The following is a 23,054-nucleotide window of genomic DNA, read 5'->3' as shown; positions in this document are numbered from 1 at the left end:
CCGCCATGACAACGACAAGCCGCCCCGTTGGGCTTCCGATCGCCGCTGCCTGCTTCGTCGGCCTCGCACTGCTCGCCGCCTGCAACCGGCAGGGCAGCGACGACGCGCCGAAACCCGCGTCGGCCGCGGCCTCCGGCGCCGGCGGCGCACGCCCTGCCGTCGCGGTCAGCGTCTACACCGCGCAGCAGCGCGACGTGCCGGTCACCGTCGAGGCCGCCGGCACCGTCGTCGCGCTCGACAGCGTCGACGTGCGTCCGCAGCTGTCCGGCACGATCGCGGAGGTGTTGGTGCGCGACGGCGCGTTCGTCAAGCGCGGCCAGCCGCTGTTCCGCATCGACGACCGTGCCGAACGCGCGAATGCCGACAAGGCGCGCGCCCAGCTGCTGCGCGACCAGGCCTCGCTGGCCGACCTGGAACGCCAATGGAAGCGCGCCCAGGAGCTGCGCGAGCAGAACTTCATCGCGCAGAGCGCGGCCGACACCGCGCGCGCCAATTACGAGTCGCAGAAGGCCGCCGTCGCCGCGTCGATGGCCGCGGTGCGGTCGGCCGACGTCAGCACCGGCTTCGGCACCATCACCTCGCCGCTGACCGGCCGCGCCGGCGCGGTCAACGTGCACCGCGGCACGCTGGTGCAGCCCGGCGGCACGACCCCGCTGGTCAACATCAACCAGATCGATCCGATCGGCATCAACTTCAACGTGCCCGAAGCGCAACTGGCCGCGCTGCTCAATGCCGCGGGCGGCCCGTCGCGCGACGACGGCGCGGAGGTCTCGGTCGTGGTGCCGGGCAGCGGCGAAGCCGCCCGTGCCGGCGTGCTGCCGGTGCAGCGCGGCCGCGTGGTCTTCGTCGACAACGCGGTGGATACCACCACCGGCACGATCCGCGTGAAGGCGGCGCTGCCCAACGCGCAGCAGCAGTTCTGGCCGGGCCAGTACGTCACGGTGCGCATGACCACGCGCACGATGCCCGGCGCGATGGTGATCCCGCAGGCGGCGCTGATCATCAAGGGCACGGAACGATCGGTGTACGTCGTGAAGCCCGATGACACGGCCGAGCTGCGCCCCGTGCGCACGACGCTGCCGGCGGGCGAGCTGGTCGTCGTCGAGGGCCTGAAGGCCGGCGAGAAGGTGATCGTCGACGGCAAGCAGAACGTCAAGCCGGGCAGCAAGGTGCGCGCGACGCCGTACCAGCCGGCGGGCTCGGACGACGGCCGCGGCGCCGGCAAGCCGGGCCGGGCCGCGTCGGGCGCCGGGCGGGGTGCCTCGGGACCCTCCGCCGGCAACGGTGCCTCGGGCCCCGCCGGCGCGCCGGTCGCCGCCGCGACGCAGGCCGCGTCATGAGTTTCACCGACCTCTTCATCCGCCGTCCGGTGATGACGGTGCTGATCAACGTCGCGGTCGTGATGGCCGGCCTGGTCGCGCTGAAGGACATCCCGGTCGCCGCGCTGCCGCGCTACGACACGCCGGTGATCCAGGTCAGCGCCAACCTGCCCGGCGCCTCGCCCGACACGATGGCCAGCTCGGTCGCGCTGCCGCTCGAAAAGCAGTTCTCCACCATCGCCGGCCTGTCGACGATCAGCTCGACCAGCGCGCAGGGCAGCACCTCGATCACGCTGGAATTCGAGGCCTCGCGCAACATCGACGCCGCCGCGGTCGACGTGCAGGCCGCGCTCTTCCGCGCGCAGCGCTCGCTGCCGACGGAGATGAACACGCCGCCGTCGTACCGCAAGGTCAACCCGGCCGACGCGCCGGTGCTGCTGGTGGCGCTGCAGTCGCCGTCGATGGGCATGGCCGAGCTCAACGAGTACGCCGAGAACCTGATCGCGCCGACGCTGTCGACGATCAACGGGGTGGCCCAGGTCGCCATCTTCGGGCAGAAGCGTTATGCGGTGCGGATTCGGGTGCGCCCGCAGGCACTGGCCGAGCGCAACCTCGCGCTCGATGAATTGCGCGCTGCGATCGCCGCCGCCAACCCCAACACCCCCGTCGGCGTGCTCGAAGGCCCGCAGCAGACGCTGACGGTGCAGGCCAACAAGCAGCTCGCCAGCGCCGCCGAGTTCGGAAAGGTCATCGTCGCCACGCGCGACGGCAACGCGGTGCGGCTGCGCGATGTCGCCGACGTGCAGGACAGCTTCGACACGCTGAAGAATTCGTCCACCTACGCCGGCGAACCCAGCATCACGCTGGCCATCCAGCGCCAGCCCGATGCCAACACGGTCGAGGTGGTCGACCGCGTGATCGCGACGCTGCCGCGCTTTCGCGACCAGCTGCCCGACTCGGTGACGCTGTCGACGCTGAACGACCGCTCGCAGTCGATCCGCGAGGCGCTGCACGACGTCAACCTGACCTTGGCCGGCACCATCGTGCTGGTGGTGCTGGTGATCTTCCTGTTCCTGCGCCGCGCCGCGGCGACGCTGATCCCGGCGCTGTCGCTGCCGATCTCGCTGGTCGGCGCGGTCTCGCTGCTGTACCCGCTGGGCTACAGCCTGGACAACATCTCGCTGCTCGGGCTGACGCTGGCGGTGGGCCTCGTCGTCGACGACGCGATCGTGATGCTCGAGAACATCGTGCGCCACGTCGAGGAGGGCATGGCGCCGTTCCAGGCGGCGCTGAAGGGCGCGCGCGAGATGGCGTTCACGATCATGTCGATCTCGATCTCGCTGGTCGCGGTGCTGATCCCGATCTTCTTCATGCCGGGCGTCATCGGCCTGCTGTTCCACGAGTTCGCGGTGATCGTCGGGCTGTCGATCCTGGTGTCGGCGCTGGTCTCGCTGACGCTGGTGCCGATGCTGGCCAGCCGCTTCCTGAAGCCGCACGCGGCGGTGGAAGAGAACGCGCTTGGCCGCACCTTCGAGCGCGGCTTCACCGCGCTGCAGAACGGCTACGCGCGCACGCTCGACTGGTCACTCGCCCACCGCTGGGTCATCGGCGGCGTCGCGATCGGCAGCTTCGTGCTGACCGGCGTGCTGTTCTCGACCATCCCCAAGGGCTTCTTCCCCGAGGAGGACATCGGCCAGCTGCAGGTGACGGTCGAGGCGTCCGAGGACATCTCGTTCGCGGCCATGGAATCGCTGACCGAGCGGGTCGGCGGCATCCTGCGCGCCGACCCGGCGGTGGCCGCGGTCGGCACGCGCGTCGGCGGGGGCGGCGGCGGCGGGCAGAACACCGGCCGCGCCTTCGTCACGCTGAAAGCCCGCAGCGAGCGGCCGCCGATGACGCAGGTGGTCGACGGCCTGCGCCGGCAGATGCGGGCGGTGCCGGGCGTCGCGGTCTACATGCGGCCGGTGCAGAACCTGCAGCTGGGCGGCCGCAGCGCTAAAAGCCGCTACCAGTTCACGCTGCAGAGCGTCAGCGCCGACGCGCTGAACGACTGGGCCACGCGCCTGGGCGACCGCATGGGCCGCGACCCGGCGTTCCGCGACGTCACCAGCGATTCGCAGCTGCGAGGCCTGCAGGCCTCGCTGACGATCGACCGCGATCGCGCCGAGCTGCTCGGCGTCTCGATGGCCGACCTGCGCAGCACGCTGTACTCGGCCTTCGGCGAACGCCAGGTGGCGACGATCTACGGGCCGTCGAACAGCTACCAGGTGATCATGGAAGCGGCTGAAGCCGACCGGCAGTTCGAGGACGCGTTCAGCCGCCTCTACATGCGCGGCAAGGGCGGCGCGCTGGTGCCGCTGTCGGCCTTCGCGCGGGTCGAGCGCACGATCGGCCCGACGGCGGTGAACCACCAGGGCCAGCTGCAGGCGATCACGCTGGCCTTCAACCTCGCGCCGGGCGTCGCGCTGGGCGAGGCGACGAAGAAGATGGAAGGCTTCGTCGCCGAGCTGAAGATGCCCTCGACCATCGTCACCAGCTACGGCGGCGACGCGGCGGTGTTCCAGGACTCGCAGAGCGGCCAGGCCATCCTGCTGGTCGTCGCGGTACTGGTGATCTACCTGCTGCTGGGCGTGCTCTACGAGAGCTACATCCACCCGCTGACGATCCTCGCCGGCCTGCCGTCGGCCGTCGTCGGGGCGCTGCTGACGCTGACGATCTTCAAGCTCGACCTGACGCTGATCGCGACCATCGGCATCCTGATGCTGATCGGCATCGTCAAGAAGAACGCGATCATGATGATCGACTTCGCGCTCGATGCGCAGCGAAACGAAGGTCTCGCACCGCACGAGGCCATCCGAAAGGCCTGCCTGCTGCGGCTGCGGCCCATCATGATGACGACGCTGGCCGCGCTGATGGGCGCGCTGCCGATCGCGCTGGGCCTGGGCGCCGGCGCCGAGCTGCGCCAGCCGCTGGGCCTGGCGGTGGTCGGCGGGCTGATCGTCTCGCAGGCGGTGACGCTGTACATCACGCCGGTGATCTACCTCGCGCTCGACCGCTGGAGCGGCAAGGGGCCGATCGTCGACGAGGTGCCCGCCGCGGCCGGGGCCGACGCGGCGGCGGCGCACGCGCCGGCCAGGTAACGCCGGAAAGGCGCGGCCACGGTGGTCGGACTCGGCCTGCTCGTCCTGCTGCACCTGTACATCGGCTGGCGCGTCGCGCCCGCGCTGCCGGGCCTGCTGGCGCCGTCGCTGTTCGTCCTGCTGCTGCTGGTGATCGGCGCGCTCATTCCGGCGGCCTTCCTCGGCCGGCGCGCGCCCGACCGCGCGGTCGCCGACCGCTGGAGCTGGGCCGGCATGCTGTCGCTCGGCGTATTCGCGATCCTGCTGGTGCTGACGCTGGGGCGCGACGCGCTGCTCGCGCTCGATGCGCTGTGGCCCGGACCGCCGCTGTGGCCGCCGCTGCGCGACGCCAGCGCGGCCGCGGTGCCGATCCTGGGCGCGATCGGCGTGGGAACCGGGTTGGCGAACGCACGCCGTACCGCCGGCGTGCGCACGGTGGACGTGCCGATCGCCGGGCTGCCGCCGGCGCTGGCCGGCTTCACGATCGTGCAGATCAGCGACATTCATGTCGGCCCGACCGTCAAGCGCGGCTACCTGCAGGCCATCGTCGAGCGGGTGAACGCGCTCGAGGCCGACGTCGTGGCCGTCACCGGCGATCTCGTCGACGGCCGGGTCGCGGACCTCGCCGACGACGTCGCGCCACTGGCCGCGCTGCGCGCACGACACGGCGCCTTCTTCGTCACCGGCAACCACGAGTACTACAGCGGCGCGCCCGAGTGGATCGCGCAGCTGCGCGCCTTCGGCCTGCGCGTGCTGCTCAACGAGCATGTGGTGATCGGGCACGGCGGCGCGACGCTGGTGCTGGCCGGCGTCACCGACTACAGCGCCCACCACTTCGACCGGTCGCAGCGCAGCGATCCGGAGCGTGCCATCGCCGGCGCGCCACCAGCCGCCGCGCGGGTGTTGCTGGCGCACCAGCCCCGCAGCGCTGCCGGCGCGCAGGCGGCAGGCTTCCAGCTGCAGCTGTCCGGCCACACCCACGGCGGCCAGATCTGGCCCTTCAATCACTTCGTGCCGCTGCAGCAGCCTTTCACCGCCGGGCTGCACCGGCTGGGCTCGATGTGGGTCTACACCAGCCGCGGCACCGGCTACTGGGGGCCGCCGCTGCGGCTGGGCGCACCGTCGGAGATCACGCGCGTGCGGCTCGTCCCCACCTGACGACGCGGACGCCTCGGCGTGCCGTTTGCCCTGGGGAATCGTCGCTTGCGTCCGGGGCCCTGCATGAACGATCCGTCCGACCCGCTGAACATCGGCCCCAGCCCGGCCGCCGACGACGCGCCGCAAGACCGGGTGAAGCTGCACATGCCCGTCGACGTGCGCAGCGCCTCGATGGGCATCGTCGCCATCCTGCTGGGCGTCTACATGCTGCACTGGGCGGCGGCCGTGCTGATCCCGCTGCTGCTGGGCTGGATGTTCAGCCACGCACTGTCGCCGGTGGCCGACGTGCTGGAACGCTGGCGGGTGCCGCGCTGGATCGGCGCGGCGGTCATCGTGATCGCTGCGGTCGGCGGCGCGGCCTGGACCGCCTACGCCCTCGCCGACGATGCCTCGCGGCTGATCGAATCGCTGCCGGAGGCCGCGCAGAAGCTGCGCCAGTCGGTCCGCCATCACCGTGATCCGCACGGCACGCTGGACAAGGTGCAGAAGGCAGCCGCCCAGCTCGAGCAGGCGGCCAACGAGACCGGCGGCGCGGCCCCGGGGGGCGCCCCGAAGGGCGTGACGCAGGTGCAGGTCGTGCGCGAGCGCTTCAACGTGCAGGACTACCTCTGGTCTGGCACGCGCGGACTGGTGGGCTTTGCCGGCCAGCTGCTGGCGGTCTGCCTGCTGACCTACTTCCTGATCGCCGCGGGCAGCACCTTCCGGCGCAAGCTCGTGCGCATCGCCGGCCCGACGTTCTCGCAGAAGAAGATCACCGTGCAGGCGCTCGACGAGATCACCGAGCAGATCCGGAGCTACCTGCTGGTGCAGGTGCTGATCAGCGCACTCGTCGGCGTGGCCACCGGGCTCGTCTTCGGCTGGATCGGCCTGCAGCATGCCGCCGTGTGGGGCATCGCGGCAGGGGTGCTGAACCTGATTCCGTACCTCGGCTCCCTGGTGGTGACCGCCGGCGCCGCGCTGGTCGCGCTGATGCAGTTCGGCTCGCTCGAGATGGCCGGCACCGTTGCCGGCGCATCGACGCTGCTGCACTTCGTCTCCGGTTACGTGCTGACCCCCTGGCTCACCGCGCGCACGAGCCGCCTGAGCCCGGTGGCGGTGTTCGTCGGCGTGCTGGCCTGGGGTTGGCTCTGGGGCGCGTGGGGCATGCTGCTGGGCGTGCCCTTGCTGATGATCGTCAAGGCCATCTGCGATCGCGTCGAAGGCCTGAAGCCGGTCGGCGAGCTGCTGGGGGCCTGAGCGGGCGCGGCCCGCCGCCCCGCATCGGGCCGGGACCCGGGCGGCCCCTGGCGGCCCCCTTGTACGATGCGCCGACGCGCCGTGCTTTCCCGGCGCGGCCTCCCCTCATCGACTCCCGACCACCTTGAAGATCGCCACCTGGAACGTCAATTCGCTCGCCATCCGACTGCCGCAGCTGCTGGCCTGGCTGACCGCCGAGCAACCCGATCTCGTCGTGCTGCAGGAAACCAAGCTCACCGACGACAAGTTCCCGCACGCCGAGCTGGCCGAAGCCGGCTGGCAGGCGCAGTGGTTCGGCCAGCGCACCTACAACGGCGTCGCGCTGCTGTCGCGCGGCGTCGCGGCCGGCGCGGTGCTGCGCAACATCCCCGGGTTCGACGACGAGCAGGCCCGGGTGATCGCCGGCAGCGCCGGCACGGCCGGCGAGCTGCGCATCGTCGGCGCGTACTTCCCGAACGGCCAGGCGCCCGGCAGCGAGAAGTTCGCCTACAAGATGCGCTGGCTGGACGCGCTGCGCGAGTGGCTGCGCGCGGAGCTGCAGCAACATCCGCAGCTCGTGCTGCTGGGCGACTTCAACATCGCCCCGGAGGACCATGACGTGCACGACCCGGTGCTGTGGGCGGGCCAGATCCACTGCACCGACGATGAACGCGCGCACTTCAAGGGCCTGCTCGGCCTCGGCCTGCACGATGCCTTCCGGCTCTTCGAGCAGCCGCCGAAGTCCTGGAGCTGGTGGGACTACCGCAACCTGGCGTTCCGCCGGAACCAGGGCCTGCGCATCGACCACATCCTGGTCAGCGACGGGCTGAAGGCGCGCGTCAAGGCCTGCCGCATCGACAAGGCGCCGCGCCGGAACGAGCGGCCGAGCGACCATGCGCCGGTGATCGTCGAGCTCACGGCCGCCTGAACCCGGTCACCGACGGCCGGCGCAATCCCCAGCACCGGGGTAAGCGCCCTTCCCGACCCCGTTGCGCGCATGGCATGATCCCGGTTCTTTGCCCCCCGGGGGTGCCCGTGCCGCGCCCACCTGCAGTACACCGCTTGCGCAAGACCATGAGGGATGCCCCGTCGAGCTACCTGACCGACGCGTTGATCGCGACCCAGGTCCACCCACCGCTTCCACCCGCGCGCCCGCGCTTCCGACCGCTGCACTGGCTGCGCATGCGCTTCCGGCGCGACACCGGCACGACGCTGGTGCCCGCGGCCTCGTCGATGCTGCCCCAGCAGCCGCCGACCGTCGTCGAAAGCCGCGGGCTGGCGCTGCGCAATGCGCACCGCGCCCTGCGCGCGCTGCTGCGTGAACGCCCGGCGCTGCGCCGGCTGATGCCGCACCTCGCGCACATCGAGCGTTCGCTGCGCAAGCACGGCTCGCGCGCGCTGCTGCGGCTGTCGGTCAACGTGCTGCAGCGCGGCCTCGAGCAGCTGGAAACGCTGCAGTCCGACGAACCGCGCGATGCGCTGCGCCCCCTGCGCACGCGGCTCATCGAGGCCATCGCGCTGCGCAACGTGGCGCGCAGCGTCACCTCGCCGGCCCCGCTGGCGCCGTCGGTCGAGGTGATGGACGCCTCGCACTCGGAGTTCGACGAGGCCGAGCGCAGCTGGACCGGCTCGATGCCGCTGAGCAGCCGGGACTGGGAAGACGAACCTTCGCGCCACTGAATCGCGTCGAACGAACGAATCCCGTCGAACGAACGCGCGGCCGCCATGGGCGGCCGCGTTGCCTTCAGCGATCCAGGCCGAGCTCCTGGATCTTGCGGGTGATCGTATTGCGGCCGATGCCGAGCTTGTGCGCGGCCTCGATGCGCCGCCCGCGCGTGACGTCGAGCGCGGTCTGGATCAGCTGGGCCTCGAACTGCCGCGTCAGCGTGTCCCACACTTCCGGGTCGCCGGTCTCCAGCAGCCGCCGCGCCTCGCGCTGCAGGTCGGTCAACCAGCCGGCCGGGCCTGCGGTCACGAGACCGCTGCCGATCGCCGGCACGGCGCCCAGCGGCGGCAGCGTGGGCGGGACGGCACCCGGCGGCGCGATCGACGCCGGCTGCGCCGCCAGCGGCATAGCCGGTGCCGGCAGGCCGTCGACCGGCGATGGCGGCAGCGGGCGCGCCTCGCCGCCCAGCAGCTCGGGCGGCAGGTCCTTCGGCTCGATCACCTGCGCCGGCGCCATCACGGTCAGCCAGTGGCAAAGGTTCTCGAGCTGCCGCACGTTGCCGGGGAAATCGAAGCCGACCAGCCGCTCGAGCGCCGCATCGGTGATGCGCTTGGCCTCGACGCCGAGCTCCTTCGCGCTCTTGGCGAGGAAGAAGCGCGTCAACGCCGGGATGTCCTCGCGCCGCTCGCGCAGCGGCGGCAGGCGCAGCCGGATCACGTTGAGGCGGTGGAACAGGTCCTCGCGGAAACCACCCTCGCGCACGCGCTGCTCGAGGTTCTGGTGCGTCGCCGCGATGACGCGTACATTGGCCTTTAGCGGCTGGTGCCCGCCGACGCGGTAGAACTGGCCGTCCGACAGCACGCGCAGCAGCCGCGTCTGCAGGTCGAACGGCATGTCGCCGATCTCGTCGAGGAACAGCGTGCCGCCGTCGGCCTGCTCGAAGCGGCCGCGGCGCATGGTCTGCGCGCCGGTGAAGGCACCGCGCTCATGGCCGAAGAGCTCGCTTTCCAGCAGGTCCTTCGGGATCGCCGCGGTGTTGATCGCGATGAACGGGCCGTTCGCGCCGGCGTCGCCGCGCGGGCTGTGCTTGTGCAGCGCACGCGCGACGAGCTCCTTGCCCGAGCCGGACTCGCCGGTGATCAGCACGGTCACGTTGCTCTGCGACAGCCGGCCGATCGCGCGGAACACGTCCTGCATCGCCGGGGCCTGTCCCAGCATTTCGGGCATCTCGGAGGCGGCGGCGTCGCGCACTTCCTCGCGCAGGCTCTCGTCGACCGCGCGGCGGATCAGCTCGATCGCCTTGGTCAGGTCGAAGGGCTTGGGCAGGTACTCGAACGCGCCGCCCTGGAAGGCCGAGACCGCGCTGTCGAGGTCCGAGAACGCGGTCATGATGATCACCGGCAGCCCCGGCAGGCGCTGCTTGACCTTGGCCAGCAGGTCGATGCCCGAGCCGCCCGGCATGCGGATGTCGCTGACCAGCACCTGCGGCTCGTCGTCGTCGAGCGCGCTGAGCACGTCGCGCGGGTTCGAGAAGCTGCGGACCGAGAACTGCTCGCGCTGCAGCGCCTTCTCGAGCACGAAGCGGATGGATTGGTCGTCGTCAACGATCCAGATGGGTTTCATGCGGCGCGGGCCTGTCTTCCTCTCGACTGCTCCCCGACGTCAGGGCAGCGGAATCACGATCTTGAACACGGTCCGGCCCGGTTCGCTGTCGCATTCGATCAGTCCCAAGTGCTGCTGGACGTACGTCTGCGCCAGCGTGAGCCCGAGGCCCGAACCGCCTTCGCGCCCCGATACCAGCGGGTAGAAGATGCGATCGCGGATGTCCTCGGGCACGCCCGGTCCGTTGTCCTCGATATGCAATTCCAGTGCCAGTCGGAAGCGCTGCTTGCCGATGGTGACCTGCCGCGCGACCCGCGTGCGCAGCACGATGCGCGCGTCACCCTCGGCGATGCTCGCCTGCAGCGCCAGCGCCGCGTTCTGCGCGATGTTCAGCACCGCCTGGATCAGCTGCTCCTTGTCGCCGCGGAACTCGGGAATCGAGGTGTCGTAGTCGCGGGCGACCGTCAGCCCCTGCGGAAACTCGGCCAGGATCAGCGCGCGCACGCGCTCGCAGACCTCGTGGATGTTGACGTCGACGACCACATGCGGCCGCCGGTGCGGCGCCAGCAGCCGGTCGACCAGCGCCTGCAGCCGGTCGGCCTCGTTGATGATGACGCTGGTGTACTCCGTCAGCTCCCGTGGACTCAGCAGCCCCTGGCTGCCGGCCGACTCCCCCCGGGACGGGCTGTCCGCCTTCAGTCGGCCCGGCGGCGGGCTGAGCTCCATCTGCAGCAGCTGCGCCGCGCCGCGGATGCCGCCGAGCGGGTTCTTGATCTCGTGCGCGAGGTTGCGGATCAGCTCCTTGTTGGCCTGCACCTGGCCGATCGCGCGCTCCTCGCGGTCCTGCCGCGTCTGCTGCTCGATCTCCAGCATCTCCACGAGCACGCGGTCGCTGCGCTGCTCGATCTGCGTGACGATGACGTGCACCGGCAGCAGGTCGTTCGCCGACATGCCGTTGCGGCGCAAGGTGCCGTCGAAGCGGCCGGTGGCGATCTCGTTGCGCAGCACCGCGGTCAGCGTCTCGCGCAGTTGGGCGCCTTCGACGAACCAGTCGAAGAGGCTGGTGCGCAGCAGCGCGCGGCGCGACAGCCCGGACTCCGTCTCCAGCATCGCATTGACGTACAAGGGCCGGCCGTCGCCGCCGACGATGGCAACCATCGTCGCCAGCAGGTCGAGCGCGTCGTAGCGACCGGCCTCGCCGGACGGCTCGGCAGGGCTCACTGCAGCTTCGACAGCTCGCGCTTCAGCGCGGCGATGTCGCTCTCGCTGCGCGTGATGCTGGCCTTCAGGCCGGCGACGCGGTCGAGGTAGGTCTGGTAGTTGCGCTCGCTGCCCAGTCGCTCCGGCTCGCCGTTGTTGTATTCCTTCTTCAGCGTCGCCAGCTTGTCCTCCTCGCGCTTGAGCTCGCCTTCGAGGATGCGGCGGGCGTCGTTGTCGCGTGCGCGCTGCGCGGTCGGATCGACGCGGCTGTCGGGGCGCGAGGCGCCGCCGGCGGCCGCGTTGGACGGCGCGGTGCGCGGCTTGGGCATCTGCACGATGGTGATCGGCGTGCCCTCGATCAGCTTGCAGCCGCGCTCGTTGGCTTCCTTGGCGGTCAGCGCGTCGGTGTAGAGCACCGGCGGGCCGGGGCAGCGGTACACGTTGGCCGAGGGCGCCTGCTGCGTCGGGGCGGTCGAGGGGCTCTGGGACCATGCCGCCGTCGATACGGCGAGCAGCATCCCGAGGTGAAACAGCCTGCTGGTCATGGCTCGTCTCCGGTCTGCACGCCATTGTGGCGCACCAGGACAACAAAAAAGGGCGGCCGACTGGCCGCCCCTTCTTGAACGCGCCGGCTCGCGACGAGCCGACAAGCCCAACAGCCGATTACAGGCTGTAGTACATGTCGAACTCGAGCGGGTGCGTCGTCATGCGGAAGCGCGTCACTTCCTGCATCTTCAGCTCGATGTAGGCGTCGATGTACGCGTCGGTGAACACGCCGCCCTTGGTCAGGAACGCGCGGTCCTTGTCGAGGTACTCGAGGGCCTGGTCCAGGCTGTGGCAGACGGTCGGGATCTTCGCGTCTTCTTCCGGCGGCAGGTGGTACAGGTCCTTCGTGGCGGCTTCGCCCGGATGGATCTTGTTCTCGACGCCGTCGAGGCCGGCCATCAGCATCGCGGCGAACGCGAGGTACGGATTGCAGGTGGGATCGGGGAAGCGCACCTCGATGCGGCGGCCCTTCGGGTTCGCGACGTAGGGGATGCGGATCGAGGCCGAGCGGTTGCGCGCCGAATAGGCCAGCTTCACCGGGGCTTCGAAGCCGGGCACCAGGCGCTTGTAGCTGTTGGTGCCGGGGTTGGTGATCGCGTTCAGCGCGCGGGCATGCTTGATGATGCCGCCGATGTAGTACAGCGCGAACTCCGACAGGCCGCCGTAGCCGTCGCCGGAGAACAGGTTCTTGCCGTCCTTCCAGACCGACTGGTGCACGTGCATGCCGCTGCCGTTGTCGCCAACGACGGGCTTGGGCATGAAGGTCGCGGTCTTGCCGTAGGCGTGCGCGACGTTGTGGATCACGTACTTCTGCAGCATCAGCCAGTCGGCGCGCTCGACCAGCGTCGAGAACTTGGTGCCGATCTCGCACTGGCCGGGGGCCGCCACCTCGTGGTGGTGAACCTCGACCGGGATGCCCAGCTGCTCGAGGATCAGGCACATCTCCGAGCGCATGTCCTGGAAGCTGTCGACCGGGGGCACCGGGAAGTAGCCGCCCTTGACGGCCGGGCGGTGGCCCATGTTGCCGCCTTCGAAGGTGCCGCCGGTGGACCACGGCGCTTCTTCGGAGCTGATCTTGTAGGAAGCGCCGCTCATGTCGACGTTCCAGTGCACCTGGTCGAAGATGAAGAATTCGGGCTCGGGGCCGAAGAAGGCCGCATCGCCGATGCCCGACGACTTCAGGTAGGCCTCGGCGCGCTTGGCCAGCGAACGCGGGTCGCGCTCGTAGGGCTTGCCGTCGCCCGGCTCGAGCACGTCGCAGGACAGGATCAGCGTCGGCTCTTCGAAGAACGGGTCGATGTTGGCCGTGTTCGGGTCCGGCATCAGCAGCATGTCCGAGGCCTCGATGCCCTTCCAGCCGGCGATCGACGAACCGTCGAAGGCATGGCCCGACGTGAACTTGTCTTCATCGAAGTGCGACACGGGCACGGTGACGTGTTGTTCCTTGCCGCGGGTGTCGGTGAAACGGAAGTCGACGAACTTGACTTCGTTTTCCTTCACCATCGACATCACATCGGCGACGGTCTTGGCCATCAGAGTGTTCTCCTAGCAGAACGCGGGAATGGGGGAATGAGGGGTGCGATTCTTCTTGGCGAGGGGATTGCCCCCTCAAAGACGCACTGGAATGTAGCAGAAAGCATGCCGGGTTCAGGGGCATCGGCCTGCCCTGGCGTCAAGCCCGTGATGCACCAACTTTGCGCACTGAAGAGCCCTATTTCGGTGCCAATGGCGGCGCATCGATCGCACTGATTTGGGGCGCCGATGGTGCCGGCATGGCGGCCGCTTCGGTGCGCAGCGCGGCCAGCGCTGCCAGCCCGTAGTGGGCGAACCAGAGCGTGCTGAAGGCGAATACCAGCGTGTAGAGCCAGATCGAGATCACCACCAGCAGCGGCGCGAAGATCAGCGTGCCGACGCTGAAGGCCCACAGCAGCGACGGTGCCGCGCCGAGGTAGCCGGTGACCAGCCCGATCGCCAGCAACGGCCCGCGGTGGCGCTGCATCAGCAGCCGGCGTTCGGTGGCGTCCGCGTGCTCGGCCAGCACGTCGAAGCTCATCACGCGGTAGGCCAGCCAGCCCCAGATCATCGGCGGCAGGATCAGGATCAGCGGCGGAATCAGCCACAGCGGCATGCTGACCACGATCGCGACCAGCGCCAGCGCCCCGCTGAGCACCGACCAAGCGAAGCCTGCCAGCAGGCTCGCGCCGCGGCGACGTTCCAGCGCCGGGAAGCGCCGGGCGGCGATGAGGCCGACCACCGCGGGCGCCATCAGCAGCGCCACCAGCAGCAGCGACAGCACGACCACCACCGGCAGCGCCAGCATCACGACGATCAGCGGCGCGAGCACCGTGCGGAACGAGCCGCCGACCATCGCCTCGACCCAGCGCAACGCCGCATCGACGAGCTGCCAGCTTTCCAGCGTCGCGCGCACCGCGTCCATCGCCGGTTCCCAGAACAGCCAGCCGAGGCCGAGCGCGATCAGCGCGCACAGCAGCAGCGGCAGCAGCGACAGGCCGATGACCTTGGGATGCAGGCAATAGGCCGCGGCACGCCAGAAGGCGTCGAGCAGTTCTTTCATCGCGGCGGAGGATAGCCGCAATGCGGGGCGCAGGCCCGCGCGTTCAGGCCTTGCCGACCAGGCGCTTCAGCCCCAGCCACTGCTGCGACCAGAAGCCGCGCCCGTAGTCGCGCCCGCCCTGGTCGGGCAGCTGGTCGCGGATGCCGGTCGGGTGATCGAGGCCGTCGTAGCGCGCGGTGCCGAAGAGGATGTCCCAGACCGGGAACAGCACCGCGAAGTTGTGGCCGCCCAAGGTGCCCGCCCCGCCCGACTCGTGGCCGATGCCGATGCCGTGGTGCAGCCGGTGGAAACGAGGGCCGACCAGCAGCCGGCTGCCCCAGCGGCCGAAGTCCAGCCGCACGTTGGCATGCGAGAAGCTCTCGATCAGCTGCGTCAGCGCGACCAGCGCGACGTACTGCGCCGGCGGCACGCCGATGGCCAGCGCCAGCAGCGCGAACAGGCTGTCGCGGATCAGGTCGTCGAGCAGGTGGTTGCGGTTGTCCGACCACATCGTCATCTGGCGCTGGCTGTGGTGCAGCGCATGCAGCTGCCACCACCAGCCGAACCGGTGCTGCGCGCGGTGCAGCCAGTAGTCGACGAAGTCGAAGACGACGAGGTAGACGAGGAAGCTGACCATCGGAATGTCGGTGAGGCCGGGCCACAGCCGGTCGAGGTCCAGCGGCCGCAGTTCCCACAGCCGGCCCTGCGCGGCCAGCGCATCCCACAGCGGATCGATCGCGAGGAAGGTGAGCAGGCGGAAGAGCCCGAGGCGATGGATCAGCGTATAGACGATGTCGGTGCGCACCGCGCGCCGGTCGGTCACCGGCTCGACCGGCCGCCAGCGTTCGAAGGCGCGCATCAATGTCAGCATGACCACGAGCTGCAGCAGCCCGACCAGCAGCCAGCCGGTGCCCTCGTAGCCCTGCTCGAGCACGCCGCTGAGGTCGAAGCGGTACATCAGCGGCTGCACCACCGCCTCGAACAGCGCCTGCTGCGCGTCGCCGAACCAATCAGCGGGCGACCCGCTCATTTCGCCGCCGCCCCGTAGCGCGGATGCTCGCGCAAGGTCGCGAAGCACAGGCCGCGGGCCTTCAGGCCTTCGATCAGCGGCTCCAGCACCGCCGGCGCCCAGGGGTCCTTCCGGTCGTGGATGCCCAGATGCGCGAGCAGGATGTCGCCGGCGCTGATGCGCGCGAGCGCCCGCCTGAGCAGCTGATCGTTCGGGAAGCGTTCGCTCGGCAGCTCGTCGCCGAGGAAACCGGCGTCGGACCAGCCGACATGCGTCCAGCCGCAGGACGCGGCGGCGGCCAGCAGCTTCGGCGAGGTCTTGCCGCCCGGTGCGCGGAACAGCGGCAGCATGGTCTGGCCCGTCATCGCCTTGAAGCGCTCGGCCGGTGCAGCGAGCTGCGTGCAATAGGCGGCTGCGTCGACCGTGAGCCGCTTGCCGGCCTTTGCGCCGGCGTCGGGCCGCATCTCGAAGCGGCCATCGGGCCGGTCGGCCAGCCAGCGCAGGTGGTCCCTCGTGTGCGAGCCGAAGGCGTGGCCCTCGGCCGCGCGGGCCTTCCACCAGCCGGCTTGGGCGCCGTCCAGGCTGGAGCCGCCGTCCAGCGTGCGTTCGTCGGCGAGGAAGAAGGTGACGCGCACGTCCTGGCGCTTCAGCACCTCGGCCACCAGCGGCGCGATGCCCATGTGGCCGGTGTCGAAGGTCAGGTAGACCGGGCGGGAACAGGTCCCCGCCGCCGCGCTGTTCAGCGCGGCCACGCACAGGGGGACGAACAGCAGGCTGCGCTTACCGGGGTGCATGGTCCAGCGTCCACACGCCATGCGGCGAGCGGCCCACCGGGACCTGCCGCACGAGCTTGCGGCTGTCGATGTCGACGAAGCTGAGCTTGCGCGCCCAGCGCGCACCGACCACCAGCGTCTTGCCGTCGGCGAGCACCTCGGCGCAATCGGGGCCGCCCGGGGCGGCAATCTGGCCGACAACGCTGAGGGTGGCCAGGTCGATCACGCTGATCGTGTTCGCGACGCGGTTGGTGACGAAGACCTGCTTGCCGTCGCCGCGCGCGCGGAAGGCATGCGCGCCCTCGCCGGTGACGATGCGCTGCAGCAGTGCCGGCTTGTCGCCCGCCACGTCGTAGACCTCGACCTGGCGGTCGCCGGTCAGGCCCACCAGCAGGCGCTTGTCGTCCGGCGTCAGGTAGACGTCGGCCGGCATCTTGCCGATCTTGATCGTCCACTTCGGCGCCTGCGTCTGCAGGTCGATGGCCATCAGCTCGTCGCTGTCCTGCAGCGACACATAGAGCATGCGGCTCTTCGAGTCGATTGCCAGGTGGCTCGGCGTCTTGCCGGCCGGAATGCGCTTGACGAGCTTCAGCGGCTGCGCGGCTTCCTGCGGCTGCCAGCGGTAGATGTCGACATGGTCGAGCCGGTTCGCCGCGGTGACGAACCACTTCATGTCCGGCGAGAAGCGCAGGTGATACGGATCGTCGATGTCGTTGACGGTGCGCTGCACCTCGGCGGTGACGGGGTCGACGAAGGTCAGCGAGTTGCTCATCGCGTTGGCGACGATCAGGCTCTTCCTGTCCGGCGTGAGGTACAGGTGGTGCGGTTCCTTGCCCCCGGTCGGGATGCGCTTGCGCTCGGCGAAGCTGACAGGGTCGACGACGCTGATGCTCGCGTCCATCGAGTTCAGCACGAAGATCGGCTTGGCGGCGGCGACCGACGGCATCGCGTCGGCCGAAGCGACCTGCGGCGCCAGCGTGGCGAAGGCGGCGCCGAGCAGCGCCGCCGCGGCGGCGACACGCCGCAGCGAGTTGGAAAGTTTCACGACCACCTACCGGACCGGACGAGCGAGAACCCGCGAGTTTAGGCGTGTGCCCCGGCTCGCGGCTTGAGAAAGGTCACTCGTCGTCGCCGCCGCCGAGAATTCCGCCCAGCAAACCGCCGGTGGCGATGCCGCCGAGCACCGACCCTTCCTCGCGGCCGCGGCCGCCCATCTGCGGCGCCGCCGCGAAGACGCGGCTGGCCAGGCGCGAGAACGGCAGGCTCTGCAGCCAGATCGTGCCGGGTCCGGTCAGCTTCGCGAAGAACAGGCCCTCGCCGCCGAACAGTGCCGTCTTGATCTTGCCGACGTACTGGATCTCGAAGTTGACGTTGGGCGTGTAGGCGACCACGCAGCCGGTGTCGACCATCAGCGTCTGGCCCGGGTGCAGCTCGCGGCGCACGACGGTGCCGCCGGCATGCACGAAGGCCAGGCCGTCGCCCTCGAGCTTCTGCATGATGAAGCCTTCGCCGCCGAAGAAGCCGACCGACAGCTTCTGCTGCAGCGCGATGCCCAGCGTCACGCCGCGCGCGGCGCAGAGGAACGAGTCCTTCTGGCAGATCAGCATGCCGCCGAGCTGCTTCAGGTCCATCGGCAGGATCTTGCCGGGGTACGGCGCGCCGAATGCGACGCGCTGCTTCTGGCTGGCGTTGTTGGTGTAGACGGTGGTGAACAGCGATTCGCCGGTGATCAGGCGCTTGCCGGCGCCCAGCAGCTTGCCGAAGAAGCCGCCGCCACCGCCCTGCGAGCCGTCGCCGAAGACCGTGTCCATGCCGATGCCGGCATCCATGAAGAACATGCTGCCGGCCTCGCCGACCGCTGCCTCGCCGGGGTCGAGCTCGACCTCGACGAACTGCATTTCCGAACCCTTGATCTCGTAGTCGACGACATCCATGCCCATGAAACTTGCTCCTGCGCCTTGGCGGAAGGCGATTGAAAACGGGCGCGATGGTACAGAAATCGCGCCGAGAACCGGCAGACCGTGCAGCCGCCCTACTTCGTATCGTCGTCCTTGGTGCCGAAGATCTTGTCGCCGGCGTCGCCCAGGCCCGGGATGATGTAGCCGATCTCGTTGAGGTGGCTGTCGACCGCGGCCGTCCAGCAGCGCACGTCCGGGTGGGCGTCGCTCAGCGCCCGGATGCCCTCGGGCGCGGCGACCAGCACCAGCGCGCGGATGTCCTGGCAGCCGCGCTTCTTCAGCAGGTCGACGGTGGCGATCATCGAGCCGGCGGTGGCCAGCATCGGGTCGACGATGATCGCCGTGCGTTCCTCGAGGTGGCCGACGAACTTCTCGAAGTAGTGCACCGGCTGCAGCGTCTCGTGGTCGCGCGACAGGCCGACGACGCTGATCTTCGCGTTCGGCACCAGGTCCAGCACGCCGTCCAGCATGCCCAGGCCCGCGCGCAGGATCGGCACGATCGTCACCTTGCGGCCGGCGATCTGGTCGATCTCGACCGGGCCGCTCCAGCACTCGATCGTCGTGCGCTCGAGCGGGAAATCGGCCGTCGCCTCGTAGGCCAGCAGACGCGCGATCTCGTGCGTCAGCTCGCGGAACTTCTTGGTCGAGATGTTGGCTTCGCGCAGCAGTCCGATCTTGTGGCGGACGAGCGGATGGGAGACGGCGGTGACGGGCATGGTGTGCTCGGGGCGGGAGGGGCCAGCGGTGGCGGCAAGTGTAGGCGCGCGCTGTGCGCCCGGCGGCCCGTCAGGCGCCGTCAGAGCCTGTCGGAACCGTCGAACAGCGCGGGCAGCAACGTCGCCGCGGTGCCGCGCAGCACGACATGCGCCTCGTCGTCGATCTCGCTCTCGTGCGGGTTCAGGATCGCGACAAACGCGCCCCGGCGCCGGGCGCGACCCGCCAGCCCGGCGGCCGGCCAGACCGCGCCGGACGTGCCGACCACCAGCATCACCGCGCAGCAGTTGACGGCGGACTCGGCCGCGTCCAGCGCCGCGAGGGGCAGCGCTTCGCCGAACCAGACGACGCCCGGCCGCAGCGCATTGCCGCACTCGGCGCAGCGCGGCGGCGTTCCGGCCGACGCCCGTGCGGTGTCGCAGCCCGGGCTGCGCGCGCAGGGTTCGAGCCAGCGGTCTTCCAGGATGTCGCCGTGCAGCCGGATCGTGTCGGCGTTGCCGGCGCGCTGGTCCAGGTCGTCGACGTTCTGGCTGATCACGGTCAGCCGGCCCGGATGGCGGCCGGCAAAGCCGCCGAGCGCACGATGGCCGGCGTTCGGCTCGGCGGCGCGCACGCCGGCGCGGCGCTCGGCGTACCAGTCCCAGACGAGCTTCGGGTTCGCGCGAAAGCCCTGTTCGCTGGCCAGCTGGGCCGGGTCGAAGCGCGACCACAGGCCGGTCAGCGCATCGCGGAAGGTGGCGATGCCGCTCTCGGCGCTCATGCCGGCGCCGGTGAGCACGCAGATCGACGGCGCGGCGCGCAGGCGCTCGCGCAGCTCGTCGATCGGCGGCACCGGTCCGCTCATGTCGGGCCGCTCATTTCAGGCGTTGGCGAAGCGCCTCGTACAGGCACACACCCGCGGCCACCGACACGTTCAGGCTCTCGACCGCGCCCTGCATCGGGATGCGCACCAGCTCGTCGCAGGTCTTGCGCGTCAGCTGCCGCATGCCGGGGCCTTCGGCGCCCAGCACCAGCGCGACGGGCTGCGTGAAGTCGACGTCATACAGCGTGCGCTCGGCGTCGTCGCTGAAGCCGACGATGCGGATGTCGCGCTCCTTCAGCTCGTTGAGCGTGCGCGCGAGGTTGGTGACCATCAGGTAGGGCACGGTCTCGGCCGCGCCGCTGGCGACCTTGGCCACCGTGGCGTTGAGGCCCACCGCGTGGTCCTTCGGCGCCACCACCGCGTGTGCGCCGGCGCCGTCGGCCACCCGCAGGCAGGCGCCGAGGTTGTGCGGGTCGGTCACGCCGTCGAGCACCAGCAGCAGCGGCGGGCCCTCGACCTCGTCGAGCACCTCGTCGAGCGAATGCCGCGCCTTCATCGGCTGCACGCGCGCGACCACGCCCTGGTGGCGCGGGCTGCCGGCCAGGCCCGTCAGGCGCGCATCGTCGCTGTCGACCAGCTTGGCGCCCAGGCCTTCGGCGCGCTCGACGAACTGGCGCATGCGCGCGTCTCGCCGCGTGGTGTCGACATGGATCTCGACGATCGACTCAGGCGCGGTCTTCAGCCGCACGGTGACGGCGTGGAAGCCGAACAGGATCTTTGTGCTCATTGTTGACGCCAGTGGAGGTACGCCATGATCGCGCCGATCAGCACCGGCTGGTGCAGCATGTAGAAGCTCAGCGACCAGCGCCCCAGCGCCGCCAGCGGCTTCAGCGGCGCCGCCAGTGCGCCCTGCAGCAGCGCCGGCCGGTTGGCCAGCAGCCATTGCCCGGCGGCGAGGCCGAAGCACATCACGCCGATCCACGGCAGCACCGGCACGTAGTCTTCGGTGACCGGCTTCTTCGTGACGAGGCCGATCCAGTTGGTCCAGCGGCTGTCGAAGAAGGTGTGCTGAACGAGCCGCGGCAGGATCAAGGCGATCGCCCCGGCGAGCCACAGCCACTGCCTCAGCGGCGCCATCCAGCGCACCAGCACCAGCATCACCGCGATGCCGTGCAGCACGCCGAAGCTGATCCAGCTGTTCGGGAACATCAGCGCCGAGCCGGCCGACACCAGCACCGCGCAGTCGAAGATCTGCAACCAGCGCTTCCAGAAGCGTCCGGGCCGCTGGCCCTGGTGCAGCGCCGCGGCCTGCGACAGGCCGGCGCAGAACAGGAAGCTGGTGACGATGGCCGTGCGCTGCCAGGTCCACAGCGGGTCGACGTAGAAGTTCTGCAGGGGCCGCAGCAGCCGGAAGTGGTTGAGGTCGAAGGCCAGGTGGAAGGCCGCCATCCAGACGATGGCGGCACCGCGCAAGGCGTCGAGGCGGTCGTAGCGGGCGGCGGCGGCGGTCATGCGGTGGCGATGGTAACGATTGAAACCCACCGCGGCCTGACGGTTGAAGCGGGCATGAAACGACACCGCCGGACGATGCGCGCACCCGCCGAAGGAGCCTGACCCGTGAACGCTGCCGCCCTGCCCCTGTCTTTCACCAGCCTCGCCGACAGCCTCGCGGCCGAAGCACGCAGCACCCTCACCACGCTGTCGCGGCCCTGTCTGGCCTTCGCCGTGCTGCCCGCCGCCGGGCTGATCGCCTGCACCGCCGCACCGCAGCTGCTGCGCAGCGTCAATCCCGCCAGCGCCGACGTGCTGCTGGCGTTGATCGCGCTGCCGCTGTGGAGCGCGCTGCTGCTGGCCGGTGCCGCGCCGCTGCTGGCGGGCCGGCTCGACCGCTGGATCGGATCGCGCGCGCTGCAGGCACTGCTGCTGCTGGCGGCGGTGACCGCGGTCAGCATGCTGAGCGCGCACGGCGCGACGCTGAAGAACCCGTCGACCGAATGGCTGGCCTACGGGCTGCCGCCGCTGGCGCTGCTGGCCGGCGCCTGGCTGCTGTGGCCGGTGCGGCGTGCGAGCATCGGCGGCCGATGAACCCTCTCCTGGTCACCTGCCTGGCTGCCGCCGCCCTGCTCGGCGGCTGCGCATCCGCGCCGCCGCCGGCCACCGGCTGGCAGCGCTGCGAGCTGTTCTTCGGGCTGTCGATCCCCGGCGGCGGCGATGTCAGTCCCTCCGACTGGCAGGCCTTCGTCGATGCGGAAGTCACGCCCCGCTTCCCGCAGGGCCTGACGGTGCTGGCGGCGCAGGGCCAGTGGCGCAGCGCGGACGGCGCGGTCGCCCGCGAAGCCAGCCGCGTGCTGGTGCTGCTGCTGCCCGACGACGATGCCGACGCGTCGGCGCGCCTCGATGCGCTGCGGGCGCGCTACCGCGAGCGCTTCCGCCAGGAGGCGGTCGGCCGCGCGTGCACCGTGGCCCGCGTCGCATTCTGACGACTGGCGAACGAAACTACCGTGACGCCGCGCGCGCTTCGGCCAGCTGCCGCTCCAGTTCGGCGATACGACGGCGGGCTTCGTCCCCCTCCGGAATGGCCTGCCCGCTGTCGCGCCATTGCACGGCGGCCTTGAAGCCTTCGGCCTGCGCATAACGCCGGAACCACAGCCCTTCCGGGTTGTGGCGGGTGATGCCGTCGAAGATGGTCGCCAGCTGCTGCGACTGTTCCAGGCCCATCGCCAGCAGCACCTGGTTCACGACCATCTTGTGCATCGCCAGGTGGCCACGCGGCACGCCGGCGATGCGATCGGCCAACCGGCGCACCGTTTCGTCGAGCCGGTCCGCCGGCGCCGACGCATTGGCCAGGCCCCATTCGGCCGCCCGGCGCCCGTCGATCACGTCGCCGGTGAACATCAGCTGCTTCGCGCGCGTGGGCCCGAGGCGGTAGGTCCACATCGCCGTCGTCGGGCAGCCCCACACGCGCGTTGGCATGTAGCCGATGCGCGCGTCGTCGGCCATCACCAGCAGGTCGCAGCACAGCGCGATGTCGCTGCCGCCGGCCACCGCCGCGCCGTGCACCTGCGCGATCGTCGGCTTCGGGCTGCGCCACAGGCTCATGAAATCCTCGGTGAAGCGCTTCATCACCGCGTAGTCGACCATCGGGTCCCAGGGCGCGCGCTCCTGCTGGCACGGGTGGTCGATCTGCCCCTCGCCGAACTGGCTCAGGTCGTAGCCGCCGCAGAAGCCCTTGCCGGCGCCCTGCACGACGATCACGTGCACCTCGTCGTCGGCCACCGCCCAGTCGACCGCGGCGCGGATCTCGCCGGGCATCAACTCGTTGATCGCGTTCAGCCGCTCCGGGCGGTTCAGCGTCAGCCGGGCGATGCGCGGGTTGAGCGCATCGTGGTCGATCGACAGCGTGCTGAAGGCCGGCACGT

Annotated in this window: 22 protein-coding genes; 8 read left to right on the top strand and 14 right to left on the bottom strand. The window is 70.4% G+C overall.

What is annotated here, in order from left to right; all coding sequences use genetic code 11:
* The first annotated feature begins 5 nt into the window (after nucleotides 1–5).
* From P1K89_RS01090 to P1K89_RS01065, 6 genes are all read left to right on the top strand, one after another.
* A complete protein-coding gene (locus tag P1K89_RS01090; RefSeq protein WP_284614503.1) occupies nucleotides 6–1,340 on the top strand; it encodes an efflux RND transporter periplasmic adaptor subunit in 1,335 nt (444 codons plus the stop codon).
* A complete protein-coding gene (locus tag P1K89_RS01085) occupies nucleotides 1,337–4,459 on the top strand; it encodes an efflux RND transporter permease subunit (RefSeq protein WP_284614502.1) in 3,123 nt (1,040 codons plus the stop codon). Before P1K89_RS01090 ends, P1K89_RS01085 begins: the two co-directional genes overlap by 4 nt.
* 21 nt (nucleotides 4,460–4,480) lie before the next feature.
* Complete coding sequence (locus P1K89_RS01080) at nucleotides 4,481–5,596, top strand: metallophosphoesterase (RefSeq protein ID WP_284614501.1); 1,116 nt, start codon at nucleotides 4,481–4,483, stop codon at nucleotides 5,594–5,596.
* Between the two features lie 63 nt (nucleotides 5,597–5,659).
* Nucleotides 5,660–6,832 (top strand): AI-2E family transporter, encoded by a 1,173-nt coding sequence (locus P1K89_RS01075; protein ID WP_284614500.1) that lies wholly within the window; start codon nucleotides 5,660–5,662, stop codon nucleotides 6,830–6,832.
* 124 nt (nucleotides 6,833–6,956) lie between these two features.
* On the top strand, nucleotides 6,957–7,739 hold the full coding sequence (gene xth, locus P1K89_RS01070; protein ID WP_284614499.1) for an exodeoxyribonuclease III: 783 nt from the start codon (nucleotides 6,957–6,959) through the stop codon (nucleotides 7,737–7,739).
* 146 nt (nucleotides 7,740–7,885) lie between these two features.
* A complete protein-coding gene (locus P1K89_RS01065) occupies nucleotides 7,886–8,491 on the top strand; it encodes a hypothetical protein (RefSeq protein WP_284614498.1) in 606 nt (201 codons plus the stop codon).
* 64 nt (nucleotides 8,492–8,555) lie between these two features.
* Here the strand turns inward: P1K89_RS01065 and ntrC are convergent, their stop codons facing one another.
* The 13 genes from ntrC to P1K89_RS01000 all read right to left on the bottom strand — a co-directional run bounded on the left by ntrC (nucleotide 8,556) and on the right by P1K89_RS01000 (nucleotide 21,147).
* Nucleotides 8,556–10,100: a nitrogen regulation protein NR(I) gene (ntrC, locus tag P1K89_RS01060; protein WP_284614497.1), complete on the bottom strand. Its 1,545-nt coding sequence runs from the start codon at nucleotides 10,098–10,100 to the stop codon at nucleotides 8,556–8,558.
* Nucleotides 10,101–10,139: 39 nt separating this feature from the next.
* A complete protein-coding gene (locus P1K89_RS01055) occupies nucleotides 10,140–11,237 on the bottom strand; it encodes a two-component system sensor histidine kinase NtrB (RefSeq protein ID WP_284616286.1) in 1,098 nt (365 codons plus the stop codon).
* A 59-nt stretch (nucleotides 11,238–11,296) separates the two neighbouring features.
* Nucleotides 11,297–11,824: a hypothetical protein gene (locus P1K89_RS01050; protein ID WP_284614496.1), complete on the bottom strand. Its 528-nt coding sequence runs from the start codon at nucleotides 11,822–11,824 to the stop codon at nucleotides 11,297–11,299.
* A gap of 118 nt (nucleotides 11,825–11,942) precedes the next feature.
* The gene (gene glnA / locus P1K89_RS01045; protein ID WP_284614495.1) at nucleotides 11,943–13,358 is read right to left on the bottom strand and encodes a type I glutamate--ammonia ligase; all 1,416 of its coding nucleotides are present in this window, start codon (nucleotides 13,356–13,358) and stop codon (nucleotides 11,943–11,945) included.
* A gap of 178 nt (nucleotides 13,359–13,536) precedes the next feature.
* Entirely contained in the window at nucleotides 13,537–14,400 is an 864-nt protein-coding gene (locus P1K89_RS01040) for an EI24 domain-containing protein (RefSeq protein WP_284614494.1), read from the bottom strand.
* A gap of 43 nt (nucleotides 14,401–14,443) precedes the next feature.
* The gene (locus P1K89_RS01035) at nucleotides 14,444–15,409 is read right to left on the bottom strand and encodes a sterol desaturase family protein (RefSeq protein ID WP_284614493.1); all 966 of its coding nucleotides are present in this window, start codon (nucleotides 15,407–15,409) and stop codon (nucleotides 14,444–14,446) included.
* On the bottom strand, nucleotides 15,406–16,182 hold the full coding sequence (locus P1K89_RS01030) for a polysaccharide deacetylase family protein (protein WP_284614492.1): 777 nt from the start codon (nucleotides 16,180–16,182) through the stop codon (nucleotides 15,406–15,408). The genes P1K89_RS01035 and P1K89_RS01030 overlap by 4 nt, the downstream gene beginning before the upstream one ends.
* Nucleotides 16,169–17,137, bottom strand: coding sequence for a YncE family protein (locus tag P1K89_RS01025; protein WP_350080796.1), 969 nt, complete (start codon nucleotides 17,135–17,137; stop codon nucleotides 16,169–16,171). The genes P1K89_RS01030 and P1K89_RS01025 overlap by 14 nt, the downstream gene beginning before the upstream one ends.
* 142 nt (nucleotides 17,138–17,279) lie before the next feature.
* Entirely contained in the window at nucleotides 17,280–18,101 is an 822-nt protein-coding gene (locus P1K89_RS01020; RefSeq protein ID WP_284614491.1) for a TIGR00266 family protein, read from the bottom strand.
* Nucleotides 18,102–18,193: 92 nt separating this feature from the next.
* Nucleotides 18,194–18,835: a uracil phosphoribosyltransferase gene (gene upp / locus P1K89_RS01015; protein ID WP_284614490.1), complete on the bottom strand. Its 642-nt coding sequence runs from the start codon at nucleotides 18,833–18,835 to the stop codon at nucleotides 18,194–18,196.
* Nucleotides 18,836–18,915: 80 nt separating this feature from the next.
* Nucleotides 18,916–19,677 (bottom strand): SIR2 family NAD-dependent protein deacylase, encoded by a 762-nt coding sequence (locus tag P1K89_RS01010; RefSeq protein ID WP_284614489.1) that lies wholly within the window; start codon nucleotides 19,675–19,677, stop codon nucleotides 18,916–18,918.
* A gap of 10 nt (nucleotides 19,678–19,687) precedes the next feature.
* A complete protein-coding gene (rlmB, locus tag P1K89_RS01005) occupies nucleotides 19,688–20,422 on the bottom strand; it encodes a 23S rRNA (guanosine(2251)-2'-O)-methyltransferase RlmB (protein ID WP_284614488.1) in 735 nt (244 codons plus the stop codon).
* Nucleotides 20,419–21,147 (bottom strand): acetyltransferase domain-containing protein, encoded by a 729-nt coding sequence (locus P1K89_RS01000; RefSeq protein WP_284614487.1) that lies wholly within the window; start codon nucleotides 21,145–21,147, stop codon nucleotides 20,419–20,421. The genes rlmB and P1K89_RS01000 overlap by 4 nt, the downstream gene beginning before the upstream one ends.
* A gap of 105 nt (nucleotides 21,148–21,252) precedes the next feature.
* On the opposite strand from P1K89_RS01000, the gene P1K89_RS00995 reads away from it, so the two are divergent.
* Both P1K89_RS00995 and P1K89_RS00990 read left to right on the top strand, forming a co-directional pair.
* The gene (locus P1K89_RS00995; protein ID WP_284614486.1) at nucleotides 21,253–21,720 is read left to right on the top strand and encodes a hypothetical protein; all 468 of its coding nucleotides are present in this window, start codon (nucleotides 21,253–21,255) and stop codon (nucleotides 21,718–21,720) included.
* Nucleotides 21,717–22,115 carry a DUF3574 domain-containing protein gene (locus P1K89_RS00990; protein WP_284614485.1) on the top strand — a complete coding sequence of 133 codons (399 nt, stop codon included), beginning with the start codon at nucleotides 21,717–21,719 and terminating at the stop codon, nucleotides 22,113–22,115. Before P1K89_RS00995 ends, P1K89_RS00990 begins: the two co-directional genes overlap by 4 nt.
* A gap of 16 nt (nucleotides 22,116–22,131) precedes the next feature.
* Here P1K89_RS00990 and P1K89_RS00985 read toward each other — a convergent pair whose 3' ends face one another.
* Complete coding sequence (locus tag P1K89_RS00985; RefSeq protein ID WP_284614484.1) at nucleotides 22,132–23,052, bottom strand: crotonase/enoyl-CoA hydratase family protein; 921 nt, start codon at nucleotides 23,050–23,052, stop codon at nucleotides 22,132–22,134.
* Nucleotides 23,053–23,054: the final 2 nt, after the last annotated feature.

It is taken from the genome of Aquabacterium humicola, assembly GCF_030167915.1.
GTDB classification, from domain to species: domain Bacteria; phylum Pseudomonadota; class Gammaproteobacteria; order Burkholderiales; family Burkholderiaceae_C; genus Pseudaquabacterium; species Pseudaquabacterium humicola.
This window is presented reverse-complemented; position numbering and strand designations above follow the sequence as displayed.